The 25,010-nt window shown below is 47.2% G+C and carries 23 protein-coding genes and 5 pseudogenes; 12 read left to right on the top strand and 16 right to left on the bottom strand.

What is annotated here, in order from left to right; translation table 11 throughout:
* Positions 1-145: 145 nt before the first annotated feature.
* Both FVA69_RS18705 and FVA69_RS18700 read left to right on the top strand, forming a co-directional pair.
* Positions 146-481: pseudogene (locus FVA69_RS18705) on the top strand (enoyl-CoA hydratase/isomerase family protein); the annotation flags it as partial.
* Positions 482-726: 245 nt separating this feature from the next.
* Entirely contained in the window at positions 727-1,506 is a 780-nt protein-coding gene (locus FVA69_RS18700) for an APH(3')-VI family aminoglycoside O-phosphotransferase (RefSeq protein WP_109018074.1), read from the top strand.
* A 429-nt stretch (positions 1,507-1,935) separates the two neighbouring features.
* On the opposite strand, the pseudogene FVA69_RS18695 reads toward FVA69_RS18700, so the two are convergent.
* Positions 1,936-2,972, bottom strand: a pseudogene (locus FVA69_RS18695) (IS3 family transposase); the annotation flags it as partial.
* Positions 2,921-3,427, bottom strand: a complete 507-nt coding sequence (locus FVA69_RS18690; RefSeq protein WP_431309935.1) for a RepB family plasmid replication initiator protein — start codon at positions 3,425-3,427, stop codon at positions 2,921-2,923. The pseudogene FVA69_RS18695 and the gene FVA69_RS18690, both read right to left, overlap by 52 nt.
* Between FVA69_RS18690 and FVA69_RS18685 the strand changes: the two genes are divergently transcribed.
* The 3 genes from FVA69_RS18685 to FVA69_RS18675 all read left to right on the top strand — a co-directional run bounded on the left by FVA69_RS18685 (position 3,418) and on the right by FVA69_RS18675 (position 6,987).
* A complete protein-coding gene (locus tag FVA69_RS18685) occupies positions 3,418-4,122 on the top strand; it encodes an IS6-like element IS26 family transposase (protein ID WP_001067855.1) in 705 nt (234 codons plus the stop codon). The two genes, FVA69_RS18690 and FVA69_RS18685, sit on opposite strands and share 10 nt — an antisense overlap.
* 449 nt (positions 4,123-4,571) lie before the next feature.
* Positions 4,572-6,047 carry an ABC-F type ribosomal protection protein Msr(E) gene (msr(E), locus tag FVA69_RS18680; protein ID WP_000052512.1) on the top strand — a complete coding sequence of 492 codons (1,476 nt, stop codon included), beginning with the start codon at positions 4,572-4,574 and terminating at the stop codon, positions 6,045-6,047.
* A gap of 55 nt (positions 6,048-6,102) precedes the next feature.
* On the top strand, positions 6,103-6,987 hold the full coding sequence (locus FVA69_RS18675; RefSeq protein ID WP_000155092.1) for an Mph(E) family macrolide 2'-phosphotransferase: 885 nt from the start codon (positions 6,103-6,105) through the stop codon (positions 6,985-6,987).
* Positions 6,988-7,176: 189 nt separating this feature from the next.
* Here the strand turns inward: FVA69_RS18675 and FVA69_RS18670 are convergent, their stop codons facing one another.
* Positions 7,177-7,533, bottom strand: a complete 357-nt coding sequence (locus tag FVA69_RS18670) for a helix-turn-helix domain-containing protein (RefSeq protein WP_260280703.1) — start codon at positions 7,531-7,533, stop codon at positions 7,177-7,179.
* Between FVA69_RS18670 and FVA69_RS18665 the strand changes: the two genes are divergently transcribed.
* From FVA69_RS18665 to FVA69_RS18655, 3 genes are read left to right on the top strand one after another with little or no spacing between them, the layout of a single operon-like run.
* Positions 7,524-8,228 carry an IS6-like element IS26 family transposase gene (locus FVA69_RS18665; protein WP_001067855.1) on the top strand — a complete coding sequence of 235 codons (705 nt, stop codon included), beginning with the start codon at positions 7,524-7,526 and terminating at the stop codon, positions 8,226-8,228. The genes FVA69_RS18670 and FVA69_RS18665 overlap by 10 nt on opposite strands.
* 5 nt (positions 8,229-8,233) lie before the next feature.
* Positions 8,234-8,716 carry a hypothetical protein gene (locus tag FVA69_RS18660; RefSeq protein ID WP_434738201.1) on the top strand — a complete coding sequence of 161 codons (483 nt, stop codon included), beginning with the start codon at positions 8,234-8,236 and terminating at the stop codon, positions 8,714-8,716.
* A gap of 2 nt (positions 8,717-8,718) precedes the next feature.
* The gene (locus FVA69_RS18655; protein WP_000344784.1) at positions 8,719-9,579 is read left to right on the top strand and encodes a TniB family NTP-binding protein; all 861 of its coding nucleotides are present in this window, start codon (positions 8,719-8,721) and stop codon (positions 9,577-9,579) included.
* A 50-nt stretch (positions 9,580-9,629) separates the two neighbouring features.
* Here FVA69_RS18655 and FVA69_RS18650 read toward each other — a convergent pair whose 3' ends face one another.
* Entirely contained in the window at positions 9,630-11,174 is a 1,545-nt protein-coding gene (locus FVA69_RS18650; protein ID WP_000287615.1) for an IS3 family transposase, read from the bottom strand.
* Positions 11,175-11,296: 122 nt separating this feature from the next.
* On the opposite strand from FVA69_RS18650, the gene istA reads away from it, so the two are divergent.
* Positions 11,297-12,820 carry an IS21-like element IS1326 family transposase gene (gene istA / locus FVA69_RS18645; RefSeq protein WP_001324342.1) on the top strand — a complete coding sequence of 508 codons (1,524 nt, stop codon included), beginning with the start codon at positions 11,297-11,299 and terminating at the stop codon, positions 12,818-12,820.
* Positions 12,807-13,592, top strand: coding sequence for an IS21-like element IS1326 family helper ATPase IstB (gene istB, locus FVA69_RS18640; RefSeq protein WP_000983249.1), 786 nt, complete (start codon positions 12,807-12,809; stop codon positions 13,590-13,592). Before istA ends, istB begins: the two co-directional genes overlap by 14 nt.
* A gap of 175 nt (positions 13,593-13,767) precedes the next feature.
* Here the strand turns inward: istB and FVA69_RS18635 are convergent, their stop codons facing one another.
* The 7 genes from FVA69_RS18635 to FVA69_RS18605 form a co-directional block, all read right to left on the bottom strand.
* Complete coding sequence (locus tag FVA69_RS18635) at positions 13,768-14,268, bottom strand: GNAT family N-acetyltransferase (RefSeq protein ID WP_000376623.1); 501 nt, start codon at positions 14,266-14,268, stop codon at positions 13,768-13,770.
* A 127-nt stretch (positions 14,269-14,395) separates the two neighbouring features.
* Positions 14,396-15,235 (bottom strand): sulfonamide-resistant dihydropteroate synthase Sul1, encoded by an 840-nt coding sequence (gene sul1 / locus FVA69_RS18630; protein WP_000259031.1) that lies wholly within the window; start codon positions 15,233-15,235, stop codon positions 14,396-14,398.
* Positions 15,229-15,576 carry a quaternary ammonium compound efflux SMR transporter QacE delta 1 gene (locus tag FVA69_RS18625; RefSeq protein WP_000679427.1) on the bottom strand — a complete coding sequence of 116 codons (348 nt, stop codon included), beginning with the start codon at positions 15,574-15,576 and terminating at the stop codon, positions 15,229-15,231. Before FVA69_RS18625 ends, sul1 begins: the two co-directional genes overlap by 7 nt.
* Before the next feature lie 222 nt (positions 15,577-15,798).
* Positions 15,799-16,251, bottom strand: coding sequence for an NAD(+)--rifampin ADP-ribosyltransferase (gene arr / locus FVA69_RS18620; protein ID WP_164529211.1), 453 nt, complete (start codon positions 16,249-16,251; stop codon positions 15,799-15,801).
* An 84-nt stretch (positions 16,252-16,335) separates the two neighbouring features.
* Entirely contained in the window at positions 16,336-16,968 is a 633-nt protein-coding gene (locus FVA69_RS18615; protein ID WP_000186237.1) for a type B-3 chloramphenicol O-acetyltransferase CatB3, read from the bottom strand.
* 137 nt (positions 16,969-17,105) lie between these two features.
* Positions 17,106-17,936, bottom strand: coding sequence for an oxacillin-hydrolyzing class D beta-lactamase OXA-1 (locus FVA69_RS18610; RefSeq protein ID WP_001334766.1), 831 nt, complete (start codon positions 17,934-17,936; stop codon positions 17,106-17,108).
* Between the two features lie 130 nt (positions 17,937-18,066).
* The gene (locus FVA69_RS18605) at positions 18,067-18,621 is read right to left on the bottom strand and encodes a fluoroquinolone-acetylating aminoglycoside 6'-N-acetyltransferase AAC(6')-Ib-cr5 (RefSeq protein ID WP_063840321.1); all 555 of its coding nucleotides are present in this window, start codon (positions 18,619-18,621) and stop codon (positions 18,067-18,069) included.
* A 291-nt stretch (positions 18,622-18,912) separates the two neighbouring features.
* On the opposite strand from FVA69_RS18605, the pseudogene intI1 reads away from it, so the two are divergent.
* Positions 18,913-19,710, top strand: a pseudogene (gene intI1, locus FVA69_RS18600) (class 1 integron integrase IntI1); the annotation flags it as partial.
* Positions 19,711-19,762: 52 nt separating this feature from the next.
* Here the strand turns inward: intI1 and FVA69_RS18595 are convergent.
* Both FVA69_RS18595 and FVA69_RS21770 read right to left on the bottom strand, forming a co-directional pair.
* Positions 19,763-20,467: an IS6-like element IS26 family transposase gene (locus FVA69_RS18595; protein ID WP_001067855.1), complete on the bottom strand. Its 705-nt coding sequence runs from the start codon at positions 20,465-20,467 to the stop codon at positions 19,763-19,765.
* 11 nt (positions 20,468-20,478) lie between these two features.
* A complete protein-coding gene (locus FVA69_RS21770; RefSeq protein ID WP_164529210.1) occupies positions 20,479-20,667 on the bottom strand; it encodes a hypothetical protein in 189 nt (62 codons plus the stop codon).
* A 91-nt stretch (positions 20,668-20,758) separates the two neighbouring features.
* On the opposite strand from FVA69_RS21770, the gene FVA69_RS18585 reads away from it, so the two are divergent.
* A complete protein-coding gene (locus tag FVA69_RS18585) occupies positions 20,759-21,334 on the top strand; it encodes a recombinase family protein (protein WP_038999265.1) in 576 nt (191 codons plus the stop codon).
* A gap of 259 nt (positions 21,335-21,593) precedes the next feature.
* On the opposite strand, the gene FVA69_RS18580 is transcribed toward FVA69_RS18585, so the two are convergent.
* From FVA69_RS18580 to FVA69_RS18570, 3 genes and pseudogenes are all read right to left on the bottom strand, one after another.
* A complete protein-coding gene (locus FVA69_RS18580; RefSeq protein WP_052244185.1) occupies positions 21,594-22,457 on the bottom strand; it encodes an endonuclease/exonuclease/phosphatase family protein in 864 nt (287 codons plus the stop codon).
* A gap of 181 nt (positions 22,458-22,638) precedes the next feature.
* A pseudogene (locus FVA69_RS18575) lies at positions 22,639-23,336 on the bottom strand (IS1-like element IS1A family transposase).
* Between the two features lie 389 nt (positions 23,337-23,725).
* Positions 23,726-24,604, bottom strand: a pseudogene (locus FVA69_RS18570) (cytochrome c peroxidase); the annotation flags it as partial.
* Positions 24,605-25,010: the final 406 nt, after the last annotated feature.

The following is a 25,010-nucleotide window of genomic DNA, read 5'->3' as shown; positions in this document are numbered from 1 at the left end:
ATTTTACCGCCAAATCGAACCTTATTAGAGCGGTTTAGGCTGGACCGGCAGTTAAAATTGGGGCTTGAGCGGTAAACGAGTGAGGGAATTTCAGGTAAGATACTTCGGATGAGGAGCAAAAAGGTGGTTTATACTTCCTATACCCGAGGTAATTCTTGGTGCTGACCTTATTGACGCTTTGCTAGCCGAACGATATGGTTGGGTAAATCGTGCGCTTCCGGCAAATGAGTTAGACGCTTTTGTTCATCGCATCGCCACAAATATTGCAGCTTTACCTGAAGGGGTCATCGCCGCTGCAAAGAAAGCAATCCCACCAACGGATTTAAGTGAAGACTTCCTTCGAGAGCACAAGGCATGGGCTGGTCTGTTTGCGCGTCCGGCTGCTGAAAAACTCATTCGTGGCGGCTTGCAGGCAGGTGCTCAAACAAAAGTGGGCGAACAGGATTTGGAGCAACTACTCCGCGATTTGTCTGCATCCTGAGGTCTTGCTGCTGTCTAATATTCTGCTCTAGCTTATTCTTGAGATTTGAGACAGAGAAATACAGCAACCCATTTTCCTTAAGCCTAGCGCTATTTATGCAATTGAGAGGTAATGACAAAAGTTTGATGCATTGACCCTCTATAGACAATAAGCCATATTTTTGCTACAGTGAACCTAATTAAGATCATCTATTTACTAGGCCTCGCATTTGCGAGGTTTTTAATGCTGAATAAAAGGAAAACTTGATGGAATTGCCTAATATTATTCAACAATTTATTGGAAACAGCGTTTTAGAGCCAAATAAAATTGGTCAGTCGCCATCGGATGTTTATTCTTTTAATCGAAATAATGAAACTTTTTTTCTTAAGCGATCTAGCACTTTATATACAGAGACCACATACAGTGTCTCTCGTGAAGCGAAAATGATGAGTTGGCTCTCTGATAAATTAAAGGTGCCTGAACTCATCATGACTTTTCAGGATGAGCAGTTTGAATTCATGATCACTAAAGCGATCAATGCAAAACCAATTTCAGCGCTTTTTTTAACAGAGCAAGAATTGCTTTCTATCTATAAGGAAACACTCAATCAGTTAAATGCAGTTGCTATTTTTGATTGCCCATTTATTTCAAGCATTGATCATCGGTTAAAAGAGTCAAAATTTTTTATTGATAACCAACTCCTTGACGAGATAGATCAAGATGATTTTGAGGCTGAATTATGGGGAGACCATAAAACTTACCTAAGTCTTTGGAATGAGTTAAATGAGACTCGTGTTGAAGAAAGATTGGTTTTTTCTCATGGCGATATCACGGATAGTAATATTTTTATAGATAAATCTGGTGAAATTTACTTTTTAGATCTTGGTCGTGCTGGATTAGCAGATGAATTTGTAGATATATCTTTTGTTGAACGTTGCCTAAGAGAGGATGTATCTGAGGAAACTGCTAAAATATTTTTAAAGCATTTAAAAAACGATATGCCTGACAAAAGGAATTATTTTTTAAAACTTGATGAATTGAATTAACTCCAAGCAATATCTAAAAATACTTAGCTGTATTTTTAAGTTGCTAATTTTTAAATAAATAAGTGAAAAAAGTTAGTGGAACTACTGATTTAAAGTTTTATATAGCCAATAAATCTAAATTTTGGTTTTTAAAATGAACTTATTTAAAATAGCTAAAGCTGTTTATTAGCTTAACTTGTGATTTAAGTTTTTTTGAATATAAAATTGTTAATTTATTAGCTTTACAAGTTTATTTAAATTTCATCGTGCAACATTTTTAACCAATTTTATTATCGATGGTATTTTTTTGTCTGCTTTTCTTTTCCTAGTCTTTTATCTATCCGTCAACCATATAGTATTTTATTAAATTCTTATGGGAAATGACGAATAGAGGTGGTCCCACTTGTTTGAACAACTAAAAGCGTATTTATAAGTGATATTCCGCTCTAGTTAAGCCACCTTGTTTTGTTGGGGTAGCTGATCATAGTAAAAATCATTTGGTGTCATTTTGTCTAGACTCGAATGAGGTCGTTTCAAATTATAAAACTCAAAATATGCACTTAATTGCTTTTTCGCATCTGTGACACTGCTATAAGCTTTGAGATACACCTCTTCATATTTAACGCTCCGCCATAATCGTTCAACCATCACATTATCTACCCATCGACCTTTACCATCCATACTGATTTGAATGCCATTTGATTTCAATACATCAATAAATGCATCACTGGTGAACTGACTGCCTTGGTCTGTATTCAATATTTCAGGTGATCCATATTTTTCAATCGCTTCATTTAAAACCGAAATACAAAAATCCACCTCCATACTAATCGATACCCTATGCGCAAGTACCTTGCGGCTATGCCAATCAATCACAGCACATAAATAAACAAAGCCTTTTGCCATAGGGATATACGTTATATCCGTAGACCACACTTGATTACTGCGCTGAATAGCCAACCCTTTGAGCAGATATGGATATTTACGGTGAGCTTGATTAGCCTGGCTTAAATTTGGTTTGCAATATAACGCCTGAATACCCATTTTCTTCATTAAAGTACGTGTATGACGTCGTCCTATATGATGCCCTTGACGATTCAACAAATCACGCATCATACGACTGCCTGCAAAAGGATATTGCATATGTAATTCATCAATACATCGCATCAGCTTCAGATCTGATGAGCTAACAGGTTTTGGGCGATAATAATAACAACCACGGGAGACTTTCAGCAGCTTAGCTTGCTTAGATACTGAAATCTGAAGTGAGTCGTCGATTAACTTTTGTGGTTGAAGCGGCCCAGTTTCTTCAACACACCTTCTAAAAAATCAATTTCTAATGCCTGCTCACCGATTTTTGCATGTAACTTTTTAAGATCAATGGGGGGTTCTGATGGAGCTTTTGATTGATCGAAAGCTTGCGAGGAAGCTGAGATCAATTGATTTTTCCAGTCAATAATTTGGTTTTGATGAACATCAAATTCAGCACCATTCGTTTGTATTCAGTCTCGAGTACACCTATTTTTTGTCTAAAATCATACATAGTTATGAGAGGCGTTTTTCCAGTACTACGCCATGCAATCAATATTTCATATAAACGAACAGCATAAGCACTTGTTAAATTACTTATTTGTTGTATTTCATACTTTGTAAATTGTTCTTCTAACCTAGTAATTAAAGGCACAATAGCAGGGGCAAAAATAAGTCTAACGACAGCTTCATTATCAATATAAGCCACCTCGCTCACCCATCTTGATTTGTGATTAATAGTGTTACCTTTTTCACTAAGACTCTGATAACTGAATTGTCTTGCAAACAAGTCATCGCAAGCATCTTTTAACGCCTGATAAGCCGTATTTCGATGTACACGGCACTGTTGCAAATAGTCGGTGGTGATAAACTTATCATCCCCTTTTGCTGATGGAGCTGCACATGAACCCATTCAAAGGCCGGCATTTTCAGCGTGACATCATTCTGTGGGCCGTACGCTGGTACTGCAAATACGGCATCAGTTACCGTGAGCTGCAGGAGATGCTGGCTGAACGCGGAGTGAATGTCGATCACTCCACGATTTACCGCTGGGTTCAGCGTTATGCGCCTGAAATGGAAAAACGGCTGCGCTGGTACTGGCGTAACCCTTCCGATCTTTGCCCGTGGCACATGGATGAAACCTACGTGAAGGTCAATGGCCGCTGGGCGTATCTGTACCGGGCCGTCGACAGCCGGGGCCGCACTGTCGATTTTTATCTCTCCTCCCGTCGTAACAGCAAAGCTGCATACCGGTTTCTGGGTAAAATCCTCAACAACGTGAAGAAGTGGCAGATCCCGCGATTCATCAACACGGATAAAGCGCCCGCCTATGGTCGCGCGCTTGCTCTGCTCAAACGCGAAGGCCGGTGCCCGTCTGACGTTGAACACCGACAGATTAAGTACCGGAACAACGTGATTGAATGCGATCATGGCAAACTGAAACGGATAATCGGCGCCACGCTGGGATTTAAATCCATGAAGACGGCTTACGCCACCATCAAAGGTATTGAGGTGATGCGTGCACTACGCAAAGGCCAGGCCTCAGCATTTTATTATGGTGATCCCCTGGGCGAAATGCGCCTGGTAAGCAGAGTTTTTGAAATGTAAGGCCTTTGAATAAGACAAAAGGCTGCCTCATCGCTAACTTTGCAACAGTGCCTAAAATAAGCCTTATATCCAAGCATAAAACAAGGTTGTCTAGACTTCTTTTAACAGTAAAGTTATCATAAAACTGAATTTTATTTTTTAGGTAAGTTTATGCATTCTATCCGCATTCGTTAAGACACAACTATTTGCATAGTGACACTATTTTATAATGGTGGGCTTTTGTTGTGTCTTTAAGAATATATGCGGATATATAAAGTAAAAGTATGCTTAATTTATAAGTATGCTTTTAGTGCATAGTTTCCAGTTATAACTTAATTGACTAGCTATTTGTCCACCCTGTGGATGAATAGCTTTTTTTTTGGGAGGACACTGTGATGCTAGCTTTTGTTTTCACCTAAATCCTGTTTGCTGCATAAAAAATTTCAAGAGCTAAACAGGAGTAAATAAAAATGAGTTTAATTATTAAAGCGAGAAACATACGCTTGGATTATGCTGGGCGTGATGTTTTGGATATTGATGAATTGGAAATTCACTCTTATGACCGTATTGGTCTTGTGGGTGATAACGGAGCAGGAAAGAGTAGTTTACTCAAAGTACTTAATGGCGAAATTGTTTTAGCCGAAGCGACATTACAGCGTTTTGGTGATTTTGCACATATCAGCCAACTGGGCGGAATCGAAATAGAAACGGTCGAAGACCGGGCAATGTTATCTCGCCTTGGTGTTTCCAATGTACAAAACGACACAATGAGTGGCGGAGAGGAAACTCGTGCAAAAATTGCTGCCGCATTTTCCCAACAAGTACATGGCATTCTAGCGGATGAACCAACCAGCCACCTTGATCTCAATGGAATAGATCTACTTATTGGTCAACTTAAAGCATTTGATGGAGCATTACTTGTTATCAGTCATGACCGATATTTTCTTGATATGGTTGTAGACAAGATATGGGAGTTAAAAGACGGTAAAATTACGGAATATTGGGGTGGTTACTCGGATTACTTGCGTCAAAAAGAAGAAGAGCGACAACACCAAGCCGTAGAATATGAGCTGATGATGAAGGAACGGGAGCGATTAGAATCTGCTGTGCAAGAAAAACGCCAGCAAGCTAATCGATTAGACAATAAGAAAAAAGGAGAAAAATCCAAAAACTCTACCGAAAGTGCTGGACGACTTGGGCATGCAAAAATGACTGGCACCAAGCAAAGAAAACTGTATCAGGCAGCTAAGAGTATGGAAAAGCGTTTGGCTGCATTAGAAGATATTCAAGCACCAGAGCATTTGCGTTCTATTCGTTTTCGTCAAAGTTCAGCCCTAGAACTGCACAATAAGTTCCCGATTACGGCAGATGGTCTGAGCTTAAAATTTGGTAGCCGTACTATCTTTGATGACGCTAACTTTATAATACCGCTTGGCGCTAAAGTCGCTATAACTGGATCGAATGGAACAGGGAAAACGTCCTTGTTAAAAATGATATCAGAACGTGCTGATGGATTAACCATATCTCCAAAAGCTGAAATTGGCTACTTTACACAAACAGGATATAAATTTAACACGCATAAATCTGTGCTCTCCTTTATGCAGGAAGAGTGCGAGTACACAGTTGCGGAAATTCGTGCAGTATTGGCTTCAATGGGGATCGGAGCGAATGATATTCAAAAAAACTTATCCGACTTATCGGGAGGTGAAATCATCAAACTGCTTTTATCCAAAATGCTTTTAGGAAAATATAATATTTTGCTTATGGATGAACCAGGAAACTATCTTGACCTAAAAAGTATTGCCGCATTAGAAACAATGATGAAGTCCTATGCAGGAACTATTATCTTCGTATCTCATGACAAGCAATTGGTCGATAATATTGCTGACATTATCTACGAGATCAAAGACCACAAAATCATCAAGACTTTTGAGAGAGATTGTTAATGATAGCCAATCTAATCCGAACATTAATTATTGAACTCTTTAAAGGAAATTAAAAATGACAATTCAAGATATTCAATCACTTGCTGAAGCACACGGCTTGTTGCTTACGGACAAAATGAATTTCAATGAAATGGGCATTGATTTTAAGGTCGTTTTTGCTCTTGATACAAAGGGGCAACAATGGTTGCTGCGTATTCCTCGTCGTGATGGCATGAGGGAACAAATCAAGAAAGAAAAACGCATTTTAGAATTGGTAAAAAAACATCTTTCTGTAGAGGTTCCTGATTGGAGAATTTCATCTACAGAATTAGTGGCTTATCCCATACTTAAAGATAATCCTGTTTTAAATTTGGATGCTGAAACCTATGAAATAATTTGGAATATGGACAAAGATAGCCCGAAATACATAACATCTTTGGCAAAAACCTTATTTGAAATCCATAGTATTCCTGAAAAAGAAGTTCGGGAAAATGATTTGAAAATTATGAAACCTTCAGATTTAAGACCTGAAATAGCAAACAATTTGCAGTTAGTAAAATCTGAAATTGGTATAAGTGAGCAATTGGAAACCCGCTACAGAAAATGGTTGGATAATGATGTTCTATGGGCAGATTTCACCCAATTTATACATGGCGATTTATATGCTGGGCATGTACTAGCTTCAAAGGATGGAGCTGTTTCAGGCGTTATTGATTGGTCAACAGCCCATATAGATGACCCAGCGATTGATTTTGCTGGGCATGTAACTTTGTTTGGAGAAGAAAGCCTCAAAACTCTAATCATCGAGTATGAAAAACTAGGGGGTAAAGTTTGGAATAAACTATATGAACAGACTTTAGAAAGAGCAGCGGCCTCTCCTTTGATGTATGGTTTATTTGCCTTAGAAACTCAAAATGAAAGCCTTATCGTTGGAGCAAAAGCTCAGTTGGGAGTTATATAATTTAAAAATATGATTGCTGAGAACTGCCTTGTTTTGAAACTTGGTTGGCTTTAATTAGTTTTTAGTATTCTTTATAGAAAATGCCTCGATCAAGGGGCATTTCTAACAATCATTTAACATAAAATTTCTTATGTGAAGTAACCTGAATGCAGCGGTGCCCCATTGGGGGCGCGTTGAGATAAGCCTCTTTTAGATAACTTTAGCAACTCGATAGACAGTTGCAACTCCACAATTCACTGCTTTGGCAATTTCTTCCTTAGTCATATTGCCAACTACTAGCAATTCTTTTATTCGTTTATGTTTAGCCTCATTTGCCTTCTTGCCTGTTGGTTTGTAACCCGAACGTGCCAGGCCCTGCTTAATACGTTCTATACGTTTCTCATTGTCTAGGCGGGCCATTGTTGCCAGAAGATCAATCAACATATTGTTGATGAGTTCCAAGATTGAATGAGTAATGCTGTCACTGGTTTGAAGGCACTGTTGCAAATAGTCGGTGGTGATAAACTTATCATCCCCTTTTGCTGATGGAGCTGCACATGAACCCATTCAAAGGCCGGCATTTTCAGCGTGACATCATTCTGTGGGCCGTACGCTGGTACTGCAAATACGGCATCAGTTACCGTGAGCTGCAGGAGATGCTGGCTGAACGCGGAGTGAATGTCGATCACTCCACGATTTACCGCTGGGTTCAGCGTTATGCGCCTGAAATGGAAAAACGGCTGCGCTGGTACTGGCGTAACCCTTCCGATCTTTGCCCGTGGCACATGGATGAAACCTACGTGAAGGTCAATGGCCGCTGGGCGTATCTGTACCGGGCCGTCGACAGCCGGGGCCGCACTGTCGATTTTTATCTCTCCTCCCGTCGTAACAGCAAAGCTGCATACCGGTTTCTGGGTAAAATCCTCAACAACGTGAAGAAGTGGCAGATCCCGCGATTCATCAACACGGATAAAGCGCCCGCCTATGGTCGCGCGCTTGCTCTGCTCAAACGCGAAGGCCGGTGCCCGTCTGACGTTGAACACCGACAGATTAAGTACCGGAACAACGTGATTGAATGCGATCATGGCAAACTGAAACGGATAATCGGCGCCACGCTGGGATTTAAATCCATGAAGACGGCTTACGCCACCATCAAAGGTATTGAGGTGATGCGTGCACTACGCAAAGGCCAGGCCTCAGCATTTTATTATGGTGATCCCCTGGGCGAAATGCGCCTGGTAAGCAGAGTTTTTGAAATGTAAGGCCTTTGAATAAGACAAAAGGCTGCCTCATCGCTAACTTTGCAACAGTGCCCGCCGATGCGCTCAAGCCGTGGATTGCGCGGCGTGAACGCTGGCCGTCCTTTCTGATCCGGCGCGATCCGCGCGACATCAGCCGTATCTGGGTCCTGGAACCGGAGGGACAGCATTACCTGGAAATTCCCTACCGTACCTTGTCGCATCCGGCTGTCACCCTCTGGGAACAACGGCAGGCGCTGGCGAAACTGCGGCAGCAAGGGCGCGAACAGGTGGATGAGTCGGCGCTGTTCCGCATGATCGGCCAGATGCGTGAGATTGTGACCAGCGCGCAGAAGGCCACACGCAAGGCGCGGCGTGACGCGGATCGCCGCCAGCACCTCAAGACATCAGCTCGGCCGGACAAGCCCGTTCCGCCGGATACGGATATTGCCGACCCGCAGGCAGACAACTTGCCACCCGCCAAACTGTTCGACCAGATTGAGGAGTGGTAGCCGTGGACGAATATCCCATCATCGACCTGTCCCACCTGCTGCCGGCGGCCCAGGGCTTGGCCCGTCTTCCGGCGGACGAGCGCATCCAGCGCCTTCGCGCCGACCGCTGGATCGGCTATCCGCGCGCAGTCGAGGCGCTGAACCGGCTGGAAGCCCTTTATGCGTGGCCAAACAAGCAACGCATGCCCAACCTGCTGCTGGTTGGCCCGACCAACAATGGCAAGTCGATGATCGTCGAGAAGTTCCGCCGCACCCACCCGGCCAGCTCCGACGCCGACCAGGAGCACATCCCGGTGTTGGTCGTGCAGATGCCGTCCGAGCCGTCCGTGATCCGCTTCTACGTCGCGCTGCTCGCCGCGATGGGCGCGCCGCTGCGCCCACGCCCACGGTTGCCGGAAATGGAGCAACTGGCTCTGGCACTGCTGCGCAAGGTCGGCGTGCGCATGCTGGTGATCGACGAGCTGCACAACGTGCTGGCCGGCAACAGCGTCAACCGCCGGGAATTCCTCAACCTGCTGCGCTTCCTCGGCAACGAACTGCGCATCCCGTTGGTTGGGGTAGGCACGCGCGACGCCTACCTAGCCATCCGCTCCGATGACCAGTTGGAAAATCGCTTCGAGCCGATGATGCTGCCGGTATGGGAGGCCAACGACGATTGCTGCTCACTGCTGGCCAGCTTCGCCGCTTCGCTCCCGCTGCGCCGGCCTTCCCCAATTGCCACGCTGGACATGGCTCGCTACCTGCTCACACGCAGCGAGGGCACCATAGGGGAACTGGCGCACTTGCTGATGGCGGCGGCCATCGTCGCCGTGGAGAGCGGCGAGGAAGCGATCAACCATCGCACACTCAGCATGGCCTGTTGAGTTGCATCTAAAATTGACCCACTGGGGGTGCGGACGATTTCTTGGACGGTTTATACGGACATCAATCCGACCGCATGACGATACTCGATGGGACTACGCCCGCCAAGCGACACTTTGATGCGGCGCTCGTTGTACCAGTGGATATAGGCATCGATTCGCGTCATGAGGTCTTTCAGCGTCACGTGCTGCCAATTCCTCGGGTAGATTAGTTCGGTCTTCAATCGTCCGAAAAAGCCCTCGCATGCAGCATTGTCTGGCGAGCAGCCCTTTTTGGACATCGACCGCGTTAATTGGGCATTTTCAGTGCGGCGGATCCACGCAGGCCAGCGATAATGCGAGCCCCTGTCCGAATGGATAACCGGATGCTCACCGGGTCGCAGTGTCCGTACCGCGTGATCCAGCATGGTATTGACCAGGTTCGCATCCGGGCTGGTGCCGATATTCCAGGCCACCACCAGCCCATCGAAGCAATCGACGATCGGCGAGACGTAGACCTTCCCTGCCGGAATGTGTATTTCCGTCAGATCGGTCAACCATTTCGTATTCGGCGCCGACGCGTGAAAGTCGCGATTCAGCAGATTCGGGACCGCTGGTGTCGGGTCGCCAGCATACGCCGAGAAGCGCCGGCGGCGCGGTGTTCTCACGACCAGACGCTCTTGCGCCATCAAGCGACGCACGACCTTCTCGGACACACGCATGCCACCAAGGCGCAAGGCACTATCAATGCGTCGATAGCCATAGCAGCGGTAGTTGTCCTCGAAGATAGTCCGAATGACCTCACGCACCTGCGTGTACTTGTCGGGCCGCGTCTGCCGCAGGCGTTGATAGAAGTATGTGCTGCGCGCCAGCTTCAGGCCGCACAACAGATTGGCTAATGGAAACGTGACTCTGAGGGCATCAACCACCTTCGTTTTTTCTCGGCTTGTCAGTTCGAGGGGGTTGATGCCCATGTCTTTTTTTATCAATTCACTCGCCTTCTCCAGAATTGCATTCTCCATGCGAAGCCGCTGGTTCTGGCTCTCCAGTTCGGCCAGTTCCCTGAGTAGTGCCTCATGCCGCTGCTCGAGCGAGGTGTCACCTTTCTTCTTTGTCATGGGTTTTAGGGGCACTTTGCCAAGTAATCGATGCTGCCAGTTATACAACGTTGGTCGCGATACACCGACAGTGTCGGCCACATCCTTTGCCGAACCTACGCGCAGGTTCAGTGCAATGACGGCTTGCTGCTTCTCGAGGCGAGAGCGGGCGACTGTGGGAGCGCTGCTGCCGACGACCGTCCTAGCGAATTCAGGGCGTAAATCACGGATCCAGGCACGCAAGGCCTCGCGGCTTGGGTAGCCCAGGCTTCGGATTGTGTGACTCAGGCAGTAGCCTTGTTCGATATAGTGATCTACTGCCCGTTGCTTTTGCTCATCGGTGTACTGCCGTTTTATCCGTTGATAGCCTCGGCGAAGATCCTGATTCCGTTCGAATTCTGCCAACCAGGCCTTCAGCGAGTTCTTGGTGGGGTATCCCAGCTGCCGTAGTGTGGCGCTCATCCGGCGCCCAAGCTTCAGGTACAACCTCACGGCTCGAAGGCGATCTTCATACGAATACATGAACTACTCCTAAAGTAGTCCAAGATTTTGTCCGCACCCCAACTTAGGGTAAAGATTTGCGTCGAAATTTGACCCACGTATGACACTGTTTCCCGTCTGGATATGGCGGGAGAAATCAAGGAGTGATAAACGTGGCGATATTGAGCGCAATTCGACGCTGGCATTTTCGCGATGGTGCGTCGATTCGGGAAATAGCCCGACGAAGCGGCCTGTCCAGGAACACCGTTCGCAAGTATTTGCAAAGCAAGGTGGTTGAACCGCAGTACCCAGCGCGAGACAGCGTTGGCAAGTTAAGTCCTTTTGAGCCCAAGTTAAGGCAGTGGCTCTCCACCGAGCACAAAAAGACAAAGAAGCTGCGCAGAAACCTGCGCAGCATGTACCGGGATTTGGTCGCTTTGGGCTTTACCGGGTCTTATGACCGAGTGTGTGCCTTTGCCCGACAGTGGAAAGATTCCGAACAGTTCAAGGCGCAAACCTCGGGCAAGGGTTGTTTCATCCCCTTGCGCTTTGCTTGTGGCGAAGCCTTCCAATTCGATTGGAGTGAGGACTTTGCCCGCATAGCGGGCAAACAGGTCAAACTTCAGATTGCCCAGTTTAAGTTGGCCCACAGCCGGGCCTTTGTGCTTCGGGCTTACTACCAGCAAAAACATGAAATGCTGTTTGATGCCCACTGGCATGCCTTTCAAATCTTCGGTGGCATTCCCAAGCGCGGCATCTACGACAACATGAAGACCGCTGTGGATTCGGTGGGGCGTGGCAAAGAGCGCAGGGTCAATCAGCGGTTCACTGCCATGGTCAGCCACTACCTGTTTGATGCGCAGTTCTGTAATCCAGCATCGGGTTGGGAGAAAGGCCAGATTGAGAAGAACGTGCAGGATTCCCGCCAACGCCTGTGGCAAGGGGCACCAGACTTTCAAAGCCTTGCTGATTTGAATGTGTGGCTTGAGCATCGCTGCAAAGCGCTGTGGTCTGAGCTGCGCCACCCCGAATTGGACCAAACCGTGCAAGAGGCCTTTGCCGATGAACAAGGCGAGTTGATGGCGCTACCCAATGCCTTTGATGCATTCGTGGAGCAAACCAAGCGAGTCACTTCAACCTGCCTTGTTCACCACGAGGGCAATCGCTACAGCGTTCCTGCCAGTTACGCCAACAGGGCCATCAGCCTTCGGATTTATGCAGACAAGCTGGTGATGGCTGCCGAAGGCCAACACATTGCCGAGCATCCAAGATTGTTTGGCAGTGGCCACGCTCGGCGTGGCCACACACAATACGACTGGCACCATTACTTGTCTGTGCTTCAGAAGAAACCTGGGGCGTTGCGCAATGGTGCGCCATTTGCTGAATTGCCACCCGCGTTCAAGAAGCTTCAATCCATCTTGCTGCAACGCCCCGGCGGTGACCGTGACATGGTGGAAATTCTGGCCCTTGTATTGCACCACGATGAAGGTGCGGTACTCAGTGCTGTGGAATTGGCATTGGAGTGTGGCAAGCCATCGAAGGAGCATGTGCTTAATCTGTTGGGACGTTTGACCGAAGAACCTCCACCCAAACCGATTCCAATTCCCAAGGGGTTAAGGCTGACATTGGAACCACAGGCCAACGTGAACCGCTATGACAGTTTAAGGAGAGCCCATGATGCAGCATGAAGGCCATGTGAGAATCCTCAAATCCTTGAAACTCTTTGGCATGGCACACGCCATTGAGGAGTTGGGCAATCAGAATTCACCAGCATTTAATCAAGCCTTGCCCATGCTGGACAGCTTGATTAAAGCTGAAGTGGCAGAGCGTGAAGTACGTTCGGTGAACTATCAATTGCGGGTGGCCAAGTTCCCCGTGTATCGGGACTTGGTGGGCTTTGACTTCAGTCAAAGCCTGGTTAATGAGGCCACGGTCAAACAATTGCACCGGTGCGACTTCATGGAACAAGCCCAGAACGTGGTGCTGATTGGTGGGCCAGGCACAGGCAAGACTCACCTGGCCACAGCCATTGGTACACAAGCAGTGATGCACTTGAACCGACGGGTGCGTTTCTTCTCCACCGTGGATTTGGTCAATGCACTGGAGCAAGAGAAATCATCTGGGCGTCAGGGACAAATCGCAAACCGTCTGTTGTATGCCGATTTGGTGATTCTGGATGAGCTGGGATATTTGCCTTTTAGCCAAACCGGTGGGGCACTGCTGTTTCACCTGCTCTCAAAGCTGTACGAAAAAACCAGCGTGATACTGACCACCAACTTGAGCTTCTCGGAATGGAGCCGAGTGTTTGGCGATGAAAAGATGACAACAGCGTTGTTGGACCGACTAACCCACCACTGCCACATCCTGGAAACCGGCAATGAAAGTTACCGCTTCAAACACAGTTCAACTCAGAATAAGCAGGAGGAAAAACAGACCCGCAAACTGAAAATCGAGACATAATTCTGACAACAAGGGGTGGGTCAAAATTCAATGCAAATCCCGGGTCAAATTTGGGTGCAAATCAACAGATATCGACAACCTCTCGCGCAACCAAGACATCGCGGTCGGACTGCAAGTGATCTTGAAGCCACGGGCCCGTCCCACCCCGACATGGACCTCGATGCCCGAACGGACGTTAGATTTCGAGTTCTAGGCGTTCTGCGATGAAGGTTGGATCCCAGCCGGGATTGAAAGTGTCGACGTGGGTGAATCCGAGCCGCTCGTATAGGCCACGCAGGTTCGGGTGGCAGTCGAGCCGCAGCTTGGCGCACCCCTGCGTTCGCGCGGCATGGCGGCAAGCCTCGATCAGCGCGGAGCTGACACCCCGGCCCGCATGTGTCCGTCGCACCGCGAGCTTGTGCAGATATGCGGCCTCCCCCTTGAGGGCGTCGGGCCAGAACTCGGGATCCTCGGCCGACAAGGTGCAACAGCCGACGATGCCGTCGCTGCAACTCGCGACTAGGAGCTCGGATCTCAGGACGAAGGTCTCCGCGAATGTCCGGTCGATCCGCGCGACGTCCCAGGCGGGCGTTCCCTTGGCGGACATCCACGCCGCAGCGTCGTGCATCAGCCGCACAACCTCGTCGATATCACCCGAGCAGGCGACCCGAACGTTCGGAGGCTCCTCGCTGTCCATTCGCTCCCCTGGCGCGGTATGAACCGCCGCCTCATAGTGCAGTTTGATCCTGACGAGCCCAGCATGTCTGCGCCCACCTTCGCGGAACCTGACCAGGGTCCGCTAGCGGGCGGCCGGAAGGTGAATGCTAGGCATGATCTAACCCTCGGTCTCTGGCGTCGCGACTGCGAAATTTCGCGAGGGTTTCCGAGAAGGTGATTGCGCTTCGCAGATCTCCAGGCGCGTGGGTGCGGACGTAGTCAGCGCCATTGCCGATCGCGTGAAGTTCCGCCGCAAGGCTCGCTGGACCCAGATCCTTTACAGGAAGGCCAACGGTGGCGCCCAAGAAGGATTTCCGCGACACCGAGACCAATAGCGGAAGCCCCAACGCCGACTTCAGCTTTTGAAGGTTCGACAGCACGTGCAGCGATGTTTCCGGTGCGGGGCTCAAGAAAAATCCCATCCCCGGATCGAGGATGAGCCGGTCGGCAGCGACCCCGCTCCGTCGCAAGGCGGAAACCCGCGCCTCGAAGAACCGCACAATCTCGTCGAGCGCGTCTTCGGGTCGAAGGTGACCGGTGCGGGTGGCGATGCCATCCCGCTGCGCTGAGTGCATAACCACCAGCCTGCAGTCCGCCTCAGCAATATCGGGATAGAGCGCAGGGTCAGGAAATCCTTGGATATCGTTCAGGTAGCCCACGCCGCGCTTGAGCGCATAGCGCTGGGTTTCCGGTTGGAAGCTGTCGATTGAAACACGGTGCATCTGATCGGACAGGGCGTCTAAGAGCGGCGCAATACGTCTGATCTCATCGGCCGGCGATACAGGCCTCGCGTCCGGATGGCTGGCGGCCGGTCCGACATCCACGACGTCTGATCCGACTCGCAGCATTTCGATCGCCGCGGTGACAGCGCCGGCGGGGTCTAGCCGCCGGCTCTCATCGAAGAAGGAGTCCTCGGTGAGATTCAGAATGCCGAACACCGTCACCATGGCGTCGGCCTCCGCAGCGACTTCCACGATGGGGATCGGGCGAGCAAAAAGGCAGCAATTATGAGCCCCATACCTACAAAGCCCCACGCATCAAGCTTTTGCCCATGAAGCAACCAGGCAATGGCTGTAATTATGACGACGCCGAGTCCCGACCAGACTGCATAAGCAACACCGACAGGGATGGATTTCAGAACCAGAGAAAGAAAATAAAATGCGATGCCATAACCGATTATGACAACGGCGGAAGGGGCAAGCTTAGTAAAGCCCTCGCTAGATTTTAATGCGGATGTTGCGATTACTTCGCCAACTATTGCGATAACAAGAAAAAGCCAGCCTTTCATGATATATCTCCCAATTTGTGTAGGGCTTATTATGCACGCTTAAAAATAATAAAAGCAGACTTGACCTGATAGTTTGGCTGTGAGCAATTATGTGCTTAGTGCATCTAACGCCGCCATAAACGGCGACAGGGTGGCGCGCCTATTGCGCATAAAATGGCGAAGCCATGCGCAACAGGCGCGGAATCTCTGGCGTCCGGTTTGATGGCTTTGTTATGCAAAGGACTAGTCTTCAATGACGTGTAAACCACGGCGCTTTAAGTCCTCCAACGAATCCAACATTCCCCTTATTAATTCAACAGGATGCCCCTCCCAGTCTTCAACAACGCCAACAATTCTCAAGGATTCGCAGGTTCTATAGGACTGTGTTGGATTACCGGGAAATCTTTTGTTCGTAAGATTCGGATCGTCTTCGAACGGTCCTGTTGGCTCAACTATGTATATGTAGCCGCGACCCTCGAGGCCAGACAGTGACATAGCAAGTTCAGCTCCCCAAACTGCTGGCTCCATCAAGGCTGAAAAGTAGATGTGCTTAAGAATACGACCGTCCTCGAAATGAGAGATGAACCCTGTGGTTAGCAAGTCACCAATCGCCAAATTGGCTTTGGTTCCATGATAGAACGGTCCTTGCACCTGCTTGTAATTATCATGAGAGATGGGAATCCAATCTTTTACCATTTTAAGACCCTTAATTGTTGGGATTTGGCTGCATAACGCCTGAAATAAGCCGTGCCGCGAAGCGGCATCGGCTTGATTGAATTGTTAGACGGCAAACTCGAGCCAATACTTGTGCAGGCCAACAATATTAGACGAGCACAGCATGGGCATTGCCGCTTTGATCTTCTCCAGTGACCAATTCCACCACTCCATCTCCAGAAGCAATGAAATTTCCTCATCGGTGAAGCGTTTCTTAATCTTCTTAGCGGGATTGCCGCCAACGATAGCGTAAGGCTCCACATCTTTTGTCACCAACGAGCGGCTGCCTATCACCGCACCGTGCCCGATCTTGATTCCGGGCATGACCATTGCCTCAGAGCCGATCCAAACGTCATTGCCAATGACAGTATTACCTGCTTTTTGGAAGGCATCGAGTGCGCTTGAGAATGCAGGTTCTTCCTGCATATAAAAGAACGGGAAAGATGATGCCCAGTCGTACCGATGCCCCTGATTGCCAGCCATGATAAAGGAAGCCCCACTCCCGATAGAGCAGAAACTACCGATGATCAACTTATCAACGTCATCACGGTCCGGAAACAGATACCGTGCGCAGTCATCGAATGAGTGCCCATGATAGTAGCCAGAGTAATAGCTGTACCGCCCAACTTTGATATTGGGGTTCTTCACTTGCTCAGAAAGCAGCTTGCCTTTGAAGGGGCTATCAAAGTAGTTGGTCATAAGAGATCCCGCGGTCTGTGACTTTGCCGTCTAACGTTTGAAATAAGGGGCGCCGAGCGCCAGCGAGGGGAGCCAAAAGCTTGCTTTTGGCCGTCCCGACTTGATTGAAGGGTTGGGCGATTTTGCCATTAGATTTTTTATAAATTTAGTGTGTTTAGAATGGTGATCGCATTTTTCTTGGCTTTTATGCTTGATGTTAAATTCGACCCCAAGTTTCCTGTAAGTGCGGACACAAAAACATATTTATGTCCTGATTTGCTTATAATAAACCCTTCAAACCATCCGTTTTGTAAGGTTCTATTTGCTGTGAATCCTGCACCAGTTTTCCCATACAGTTTTGTACTATTATCCAGATCTTGTAGATACATGTTCTCTATGGTGTTTTCTATGGCTGAGTTTTTAACTGGGAGATTGTGATTAATAATTTTACGCAGGAATTGAATTTGTTCTTCTGGTGAAATTTTTAAGCTACTTTCGAGCCATGCTTCTGTTAATCCGTTGTTTCTTTCTTTATCTCCAGAGAAGTCTTGATTTCCATAATCAAAATCTTTGAGATAATTCTTGATTTTATTTAATCCAATTTTTTGGGTTATTTCTTGCGAAACCCAAACAACAGAAAATTGCATCCACGTCTTTGGTGTATGATTGCTGTTCCAGATCTCCATTCCTTTGGGGGTTTTATCCCATTTGAATATGGTTTTCTGATCTATTATTTCCGCATCAAATGCCATAAGTGATAATGCGATCTTGAAAGTTGAATCTGGTGCCATTTGCGTTGCACACTTTGCTTTATTGAATTGAGCAATTTCAGCGTTTGTGGATGCATCGTAAAGTAAAAAACAACCTTCAGTTCCTTCAAATAATGGAGATGCAACAGTAGAGATATCTGTTGATGCACTGGCGCTGCTGTAGATAATATTTGCAATTATTAAAAAAATAGCGAAGTTGATATGTATTGTGTTTTTCATAATAAGTATTGGTTTGGTAAAGGGCTTAATTTTAACGGCTAACAATTAATGAGGCTCCGGGTTCGCCCAACGTTTGACATGAGGGGCGGCCAAGGGCGCCAGCCCTTGGACGTCCCCCTCGATGGAAGGGTTAGGCATCACTGCGTGTTCGCTCGAATGCCTGGCGTGTTTGAACCATGTACACGGCTGGACCATATGGGGTGGTTACGGTACCTTGCCTCTCAAACCCCGCTTTCTCGTAGCATCGGATCGCTCGCAAGTTGCTCGGCGACGGGTCCGTTTGGATCTTGGTGACCTCGGGATCATTGAACAGCAACTCAACCAGAGCTCGAACCAGCTTGGTTCCCAAGCCTTTGCCCAGTTGTGATGCATTCGCCAGTAACTGGTCTATTCCGCGTACTCCTGGATCGGTTTCTTCTTCCCACCGTCCGTCCCCGCTTCCAAGAGCAACGTACGACTGGGCATACCCAATCGGCTCTCCATTCAGCATTGCAATGTATGGAGTGACGGACTCTTGCGCTAAAACGCTTGGCAAGTACTGTTCCTGTACGTCAGCAAGTGTCGGGCGTGCTTCTTCTCCGCCCCACCACTCGACGATATGAGATCGATTTAGCCACTCATAGAGCATCGCAAGGTCATGCTCAGTCATGAGGCGCAGTGTGACGGAATCGTTGCTGTTGGTCACGATGCTGTACTTTGTGATGCCTAACTTTGTTTTTGCGTTGCTCATGATGTCTAACTCCCAATTTGTGTAGGGCTTATTATGCACGCTTAAAAATAATAAAAGCAGACTTGACCTGATAGTTTGGCTGTGAGCAATTATGTGCTTAGTGCATCTAACTTTGTTTTAGGGCGACTGCCCTGCTGCGTAACATCGTTGCTGCTCCATAACATCAAACATCGACCCACGGCGTAACGCGCTTGCTGCTTGGATGCCCGAGGCATAGACTGTACAAAAAAACAGTCATAACAAGCCATGAAAACCGCCACTGCGCCGTTACCACCGCTGCGTTCGGTCAAGGTTCTGGACCAGTTGCGTGAGCGCATACGCTACTTGCATTACAGCTTACCAACCGAACAGGCTTATGTCCACTGGGTTCGTGCCTTCATCCGTTTCCACGGTGTGCGTCACCCGGCAACCTTGGGCAGCAGCGAAGTCGAGGCATTTCTGTCCTGGCTGGCGAACGAGCGCAAGGTTTCGGTCTCCACGCATCGTCAGGCATTGGCGGCCTTGCTGTTCTTCTACGGCAAGGTGCTGTGCACGGATCTGCCCTGGCTTCAGGAGATCGGAAGACCTCGGCCGTCGCGGCGCTTGCCGGTGGTGCTGACCCCGGATGAAGTGGTTCGCATCCTCGGTTTTCTGGAAGGCGAGCATCGTTTGTTCGCCCAGCTTCTGTATGGAACGGGCATGCGGATCAGTGAGGGTTTGCAACTGCGGGTCAAGGATCTGGATTTCGATCACGGCACGATCATCGTGCGGGAGGGCAAGGGCTCCAAGGATCGGGCCTTGATGTTACCCGAGAGCTTGGCACCCAGCCTGCGCGAGCAGCTGTCGCGTGCACGGGCATGGTGGCTGAAGGACCAGGCCGAGGGCCGCAGCGGCGTTGCGCTTCCCGACGCCCTTGAGCGGAAGTATCCGCGCGCCGGGCATTCCTGGCCGTGGTTCTGGGTTTTTGCGCAGCACACGCATTCGACCGATCCACGGAGCGGTGTCGTGCGTCGCCATCACATGTATGACCAGACCTTTCAGCGCGCCTTCAAACGTGCCGTAGAAGGCACTGTTGCAAAGTTAGCGATGAGGCAGCCTTTTGTCTTATTCAAAGGCCTTACATTTCAAAAACTCTGCTTACCAGGCGCATTTCGCCCAGGGGATCACCATAATAAAATGCTGAGGCCTGGCCTTTGCGTAGTGCACGCATCACCTCAATACCTTTGATGGTGGCGTAAGCCGTCTTCATGGATTTAAATCCCAGCGTGGCGCCGATTATCCGTTTCAGTTTGCCATGATCGCATTCAATCACGTTGTTCCGGTACTTAATCTGTCGGTGTTCAACGTCAGACGGGCACCGGCCTTCGCGTTTGAGCAGAGCAAGCGCGCGACCATAGGCGGGCGCTTTATCCGTGTTGATGAATCGCGGGATCTGCCACTTCTTCACGTTGTTGAGGATTTTACCCAGAAACCGGTATGCAGCTTTGCTGTTACGACGGGAGGAGAGATAAAAATCGACAGTGCGGCCCCGGCTGTCGACGGCCCGGTACAGATACGCCCAGCGGCCATTGACCTTCACGTAGGTTTCATCCATGTGCCACGGGCAAAGATCGGAAGGGTTACGCCAGTACCAGCGCAGCCGTTTTTCCATTTCAGGCGCATAACGCTGAACCCAGCGGTAAATCGTGGAGTGATCGACATTCACTCCGCGTTCAGCCAGCATCTCCTGCAGCTCACGGTAACTGATGCCGTATTTGCAGTACCAGCGTACGGCCCACAGAATGATGTCACGCTGAAAATGCCGGCCTTTGAATGGGTTCATGTGCAGCTCCATCAGCAAAAGGGGATGATAAGTTTATCACCACCGACTATTTGCAACAGTGCCCCATAGAGAGCTTCTTGTTCAGCATTACTTAATACCGCTAGTCGTTCACTTTTACCAGCGGCTTTACCACCACTTACCATCTTGCCCCCCGAAATTAATGTCCGTAAGAGGATCGTTAAGCGGACAGTAATAACCACTTTTATAATCCGCCTATTTATTAGGCTGACGTTGTCTCATATAACTGGTACGATATCAATCTCTTTTATCCCCCCTTAAACGTACATTAATATGACTGGAATCAAGATTGGCTATGCTCGTTGCTCCACAGACCAACAAGACCTAACTGCCCAGATAGATGCGCTGATAAATCTAGGCGTTTCCACTGACAGGATCTATACAGACAAAGGACTGACTGGTTCAAACCGACAGAGGCCGGGCCTAGAACAGGCGCTTGCAGCGGTTCGAGAGGGAGATACGCTAGTTGTTCCAAAACTAGATCGTTTAGCCCGTTCAGTACCTGATGCAAGAGGTATTGCTGATATCCTACAAGCTCGAGGAGCGAAACTCGCTCTAGGGGACAGTATCTATGATCCAACAGACCCGATGGGGAAAATGTTCTTCAATATTCTTGCTACTTTTGCAGAGTTTGAAGGAGACCTTATTCGACTACGAACTAAAGAGGGGATGGCTGTTGCCCGTTCAAAGGGAAAATTGAAAGGAAAACAGCCTAAATTATCTGAAAAACAACAAAAAGAACTATGCCGTATGCGTGATACTGGCCAGTACTCTATCAGCGATCTAGCGGAACTATTTACCGTCTCGCGTGCAACGGTTTATCGAACACTTTCACGAGGACAAAAATGACCGATTTAACTACACAGCAACATCTAGTAAAAATTGTCCATGATTATGCCTGCCCTCAAAAGGGTCATGGACAGTCCATCAAAGGTTCAAATGGATTACATCTGCATTCAATACCCAGATTACTTCCGCTTTGCTAAATGGATAGAACGGTTGGCGTAGGGTATTGTTGATGGTGTAATTAAAGTTCCTAAAGATCATTAAAATATCAGATCGGAAATTTAGGCGGTTCCGGCGTAGAACCCAGAACCCCTTATCCGAATTATTGTTCAGTTAACTTCATTTCGACAAGTAAAGGTAAATGATCTGAGACAGATGCATATGGCTTACTTTCAGGGGTCGCTCTATCTGACGGTTTAGGAATATATACATCTTTAATGTCCCATTTTTGAGCATTTGATGTAAGTATATAATCAATTTTCCTGTCTGGATTCCATGATGGTGCCGTGTACTTCAATTCCTTATCAGTGTCATTGAACCATGCTGTTAAATCCAAGTACTCTGTTGATTGAGGTGGTAAATTAAGATCACCCACTATAATTGGAAGTGCATTTTTAAACTGCCAAGAAGAGAATTTTGTTTGAAGAGTTCTTACTTGCTCTGCTCGTAATGGCTGCGTAGTGAAGTCCAAATGAGTAGTTACTAACATAACAGGCGCAGGATAATTAGGGACATCAACTTCTACAGCACAGGCCGCTCTTTGCTCCGCACCTTTGATGTTAGGTAGTTCCATCCTTTTACTCAATTTCAAATCATACTTAGACAGTACTGCTGTACCATATTCCCCACCATCATGATCTATAGCCTTGCAGAAGTAATAATTCATTCCCAACTTATTAGCTATATACTCTGCTTGATTGACTGGGTTAGAACCCTCTTTACTAAAGTTCTTACCAGAACGCCCAGTCATGTTATCAACTTCTTGCAGTCCAATAATATCAACATTCATTTTACGAATTGCTTCTACAATGGCATCAGTACTCCCCATTCTAGAGGCCATTATGTTATATGACCCAACACGAATACTATCGGTATCTGCTGGACCATCCATGAGGCGATCAGAAGCTAAAGTTGAAGAGGAAAGAACTATAAACCCTATAACCGCAGCAATGCTTGTTAATTTCATTTTTACACCTTGTTATTTTTGATAGTAAATTTACATATTAAAATAAATCATAAAATCGCTTTTTTTAGTGATAAAAACCTCAAAAACAAAAACAATTAGTGATCAATATCTCATAAGTAGTACATTTATCAACCGTTCCATTAATGTTTCATTCTATCGCGAATTATGTAATGACTCCAACTTATTGATAGTGTTTTATGTTCAGATAATGCCCGATGACTTTGTCATGCAGCTCCACCGATTTTGAGAACGACAGCGACTTCCGTCCCAGCCGTGCCAGGTGCTGCCTCAGATTCAGGTTATGCCGCTCAATTCGCTGCGTATATCGCTTGCTGATTACGTGCAGCTTTCCCTTCAGGCGGGATTCATACAGCGGCCAGCCATCCGTCATCCATATCACCACGTCAAAGGGTGACAGCAGGCTCATAAGACGCCCCAGCGTCGCCATCGTGCGTTCACCGAATACGTGCGCAACAACCGTCTTCCGGAGCCTGTCATACGCGTAAAACAGCCAGCGCTGGCGCGATTTAGCCCCGACATAGCCCCACTGTTCGTCCATTTCCGCGCAGACGATGACGTCACTGCCCGGCTATATGCGCGAGGTTACCGACTGCGGCCTGAGTTTTTTAAGTGACGTAAAATCGTGTTGAGGCCAACGCCCATAATGCGGGCAGTTGCCCGGCATCCAACGCCATTCATGGCCATATCAATGATTTTCTGGTGCGTACCGGGTTGAGAAGCGGTGTAAGTGAACTGCAGTTGCCATGTTTTACGGCAGTGAGAGCAGAGATAGCGCTGATGTCCGGCGGTGCTTTTGCCGTTACGCACCACCCCGTCAGTAGCTGAACAGGAGGGACAGCTGATAGAAACAGAAGCCACTGGAGCACCTCAAAAACACCATCATACACTAAATCAGTAAGTTGGCAGCATCACTCGCGAATTATTAAATAAATACCATGGGCTCTCCCGTATTAGCCAAAAATTAAGGCAAAAAGGCTCGAGACCTTAGTAATAGAACAAGAGCTTGAAGATACCGATGTCAATTGGTTTGAGACGTGCCTTAAAGCAAAAGAAAAAAAGTTTGGCAGCAGCTTCCCCCAAAATCAGAGTTAGAAAACAAAGATGATTCGTGACCTTCTATATTAAGGTCACTCGTTATCAATGATATTAGAGTGCATAAGCAAATAGAAAGAACATACCAGTCAATTACTTATACTTTCTTTGACTCAATGTCGGAAATTTCGGCGGTTCCGGCGTAGAACCCCATTAAAATCTTGTTTTAAGACAGGGTCTTTATCCAATTTTTCAATGATTTCATCCCATGATTTTGATGCCATTTCGATAGGATTTAATGGTGGGCCACCGGCTTGCGCTTGTAAATCAGGCGCTCTACCATCCCAAAATTGCTCGACATTAAATACAGAGTTAAACACCGTTGGCGCATTGATTGGGCCTACTGCGCCACCAACACCAATTGATGTTTTACGGCCATCAACACCACCTGCATTGAGTGCGTGGCAGTGAGCACAAGAAATCGTGCTATCCCCTGACAGGCGCGCATCATGATACAAGCGGAAACCTAATGCGACTTTTGCATCATCAACATCTAGTGATTTTGGAATTGGTTGAATTGGTTCGTTACGGTGCTCAGCAGCGGTATCTTGGCTGGCATAGTGCTCTTCTCGCTGTTTAGCTATCCAATTCAAAAGGCTATTACGCTCTTCATCACTGACGCTACTTGCCCAATGAAGTGCAACATAACGAGTTGGCGGCATGGTGTGGTTCTGCATAACCCACTCAATTTTATTTAATTCACTTTGTGGTACAGGTTCTCCTGCGATGAGTGCAGCGCGAGCAGCCTCAAGGTTGAATGATTTATAACCTAGCTGAATATCGTATTCCATCAGTTGCTTAGCAATGGGGAACGATGCGTAGGCAGGTAAATCAGTTGACGGCGTGTGACAGTAATCGCATCCCTTTTCAGCGAAGAATTTGAGAACTTGATTATTTTCTGCAATTTTAGATGTCTGAATGTCATTATTTTCTCTTCGTTGATTATCGTGATACCACACATATCCAGATAACCCAAAATAACCGAGTAAAAGCAAAAATATGACAGCGACCGTAATGCGAGTAAGTTTTTTCATTACACTATCCTTGAAAGATTGCGGTCAAATATATTTAAATATTTTTTAATTAATATAATTCTACAGCCGGACTATCATGTATAAATAAGGTCGAGAGGTTCTTGATTTTTATCAATGATGGCCATCGGTTTAAGCAATTGCTGAAATAAGATTTGCCTATCAATAAGAAAAAAGTTAAAAATTAAACTTATAATTAATTTTTATTTAATTGAATTTAAAGGGTATTGTTTGTTTCTGATCTTATTGTAATAAATTTTTAGTTCAATTTAATTGGTGGGTATTTATAAATAATAAATTCTGAATTATTCAAATAAATTAAGTAAAACTAATCAAAAAATTTAGTTTTATACTTTTTTAATTGTTGTGGAATAAATGCATATTATAAAATGAGTAAAATATAAATTAT

The organism is Providencia sp. PROV004, assembly GCF_011045615.1.
GTDB classification, from domain to species: Bacteria; Pseudomonadota; Gammaproteobacteria; order Enterobacterales; family Enterobacteriaceae; genus Providencia; species Providencia rettgeri.
This window is presented reverse-complemented; position numbering and strand designations above follow the sequence as displayed.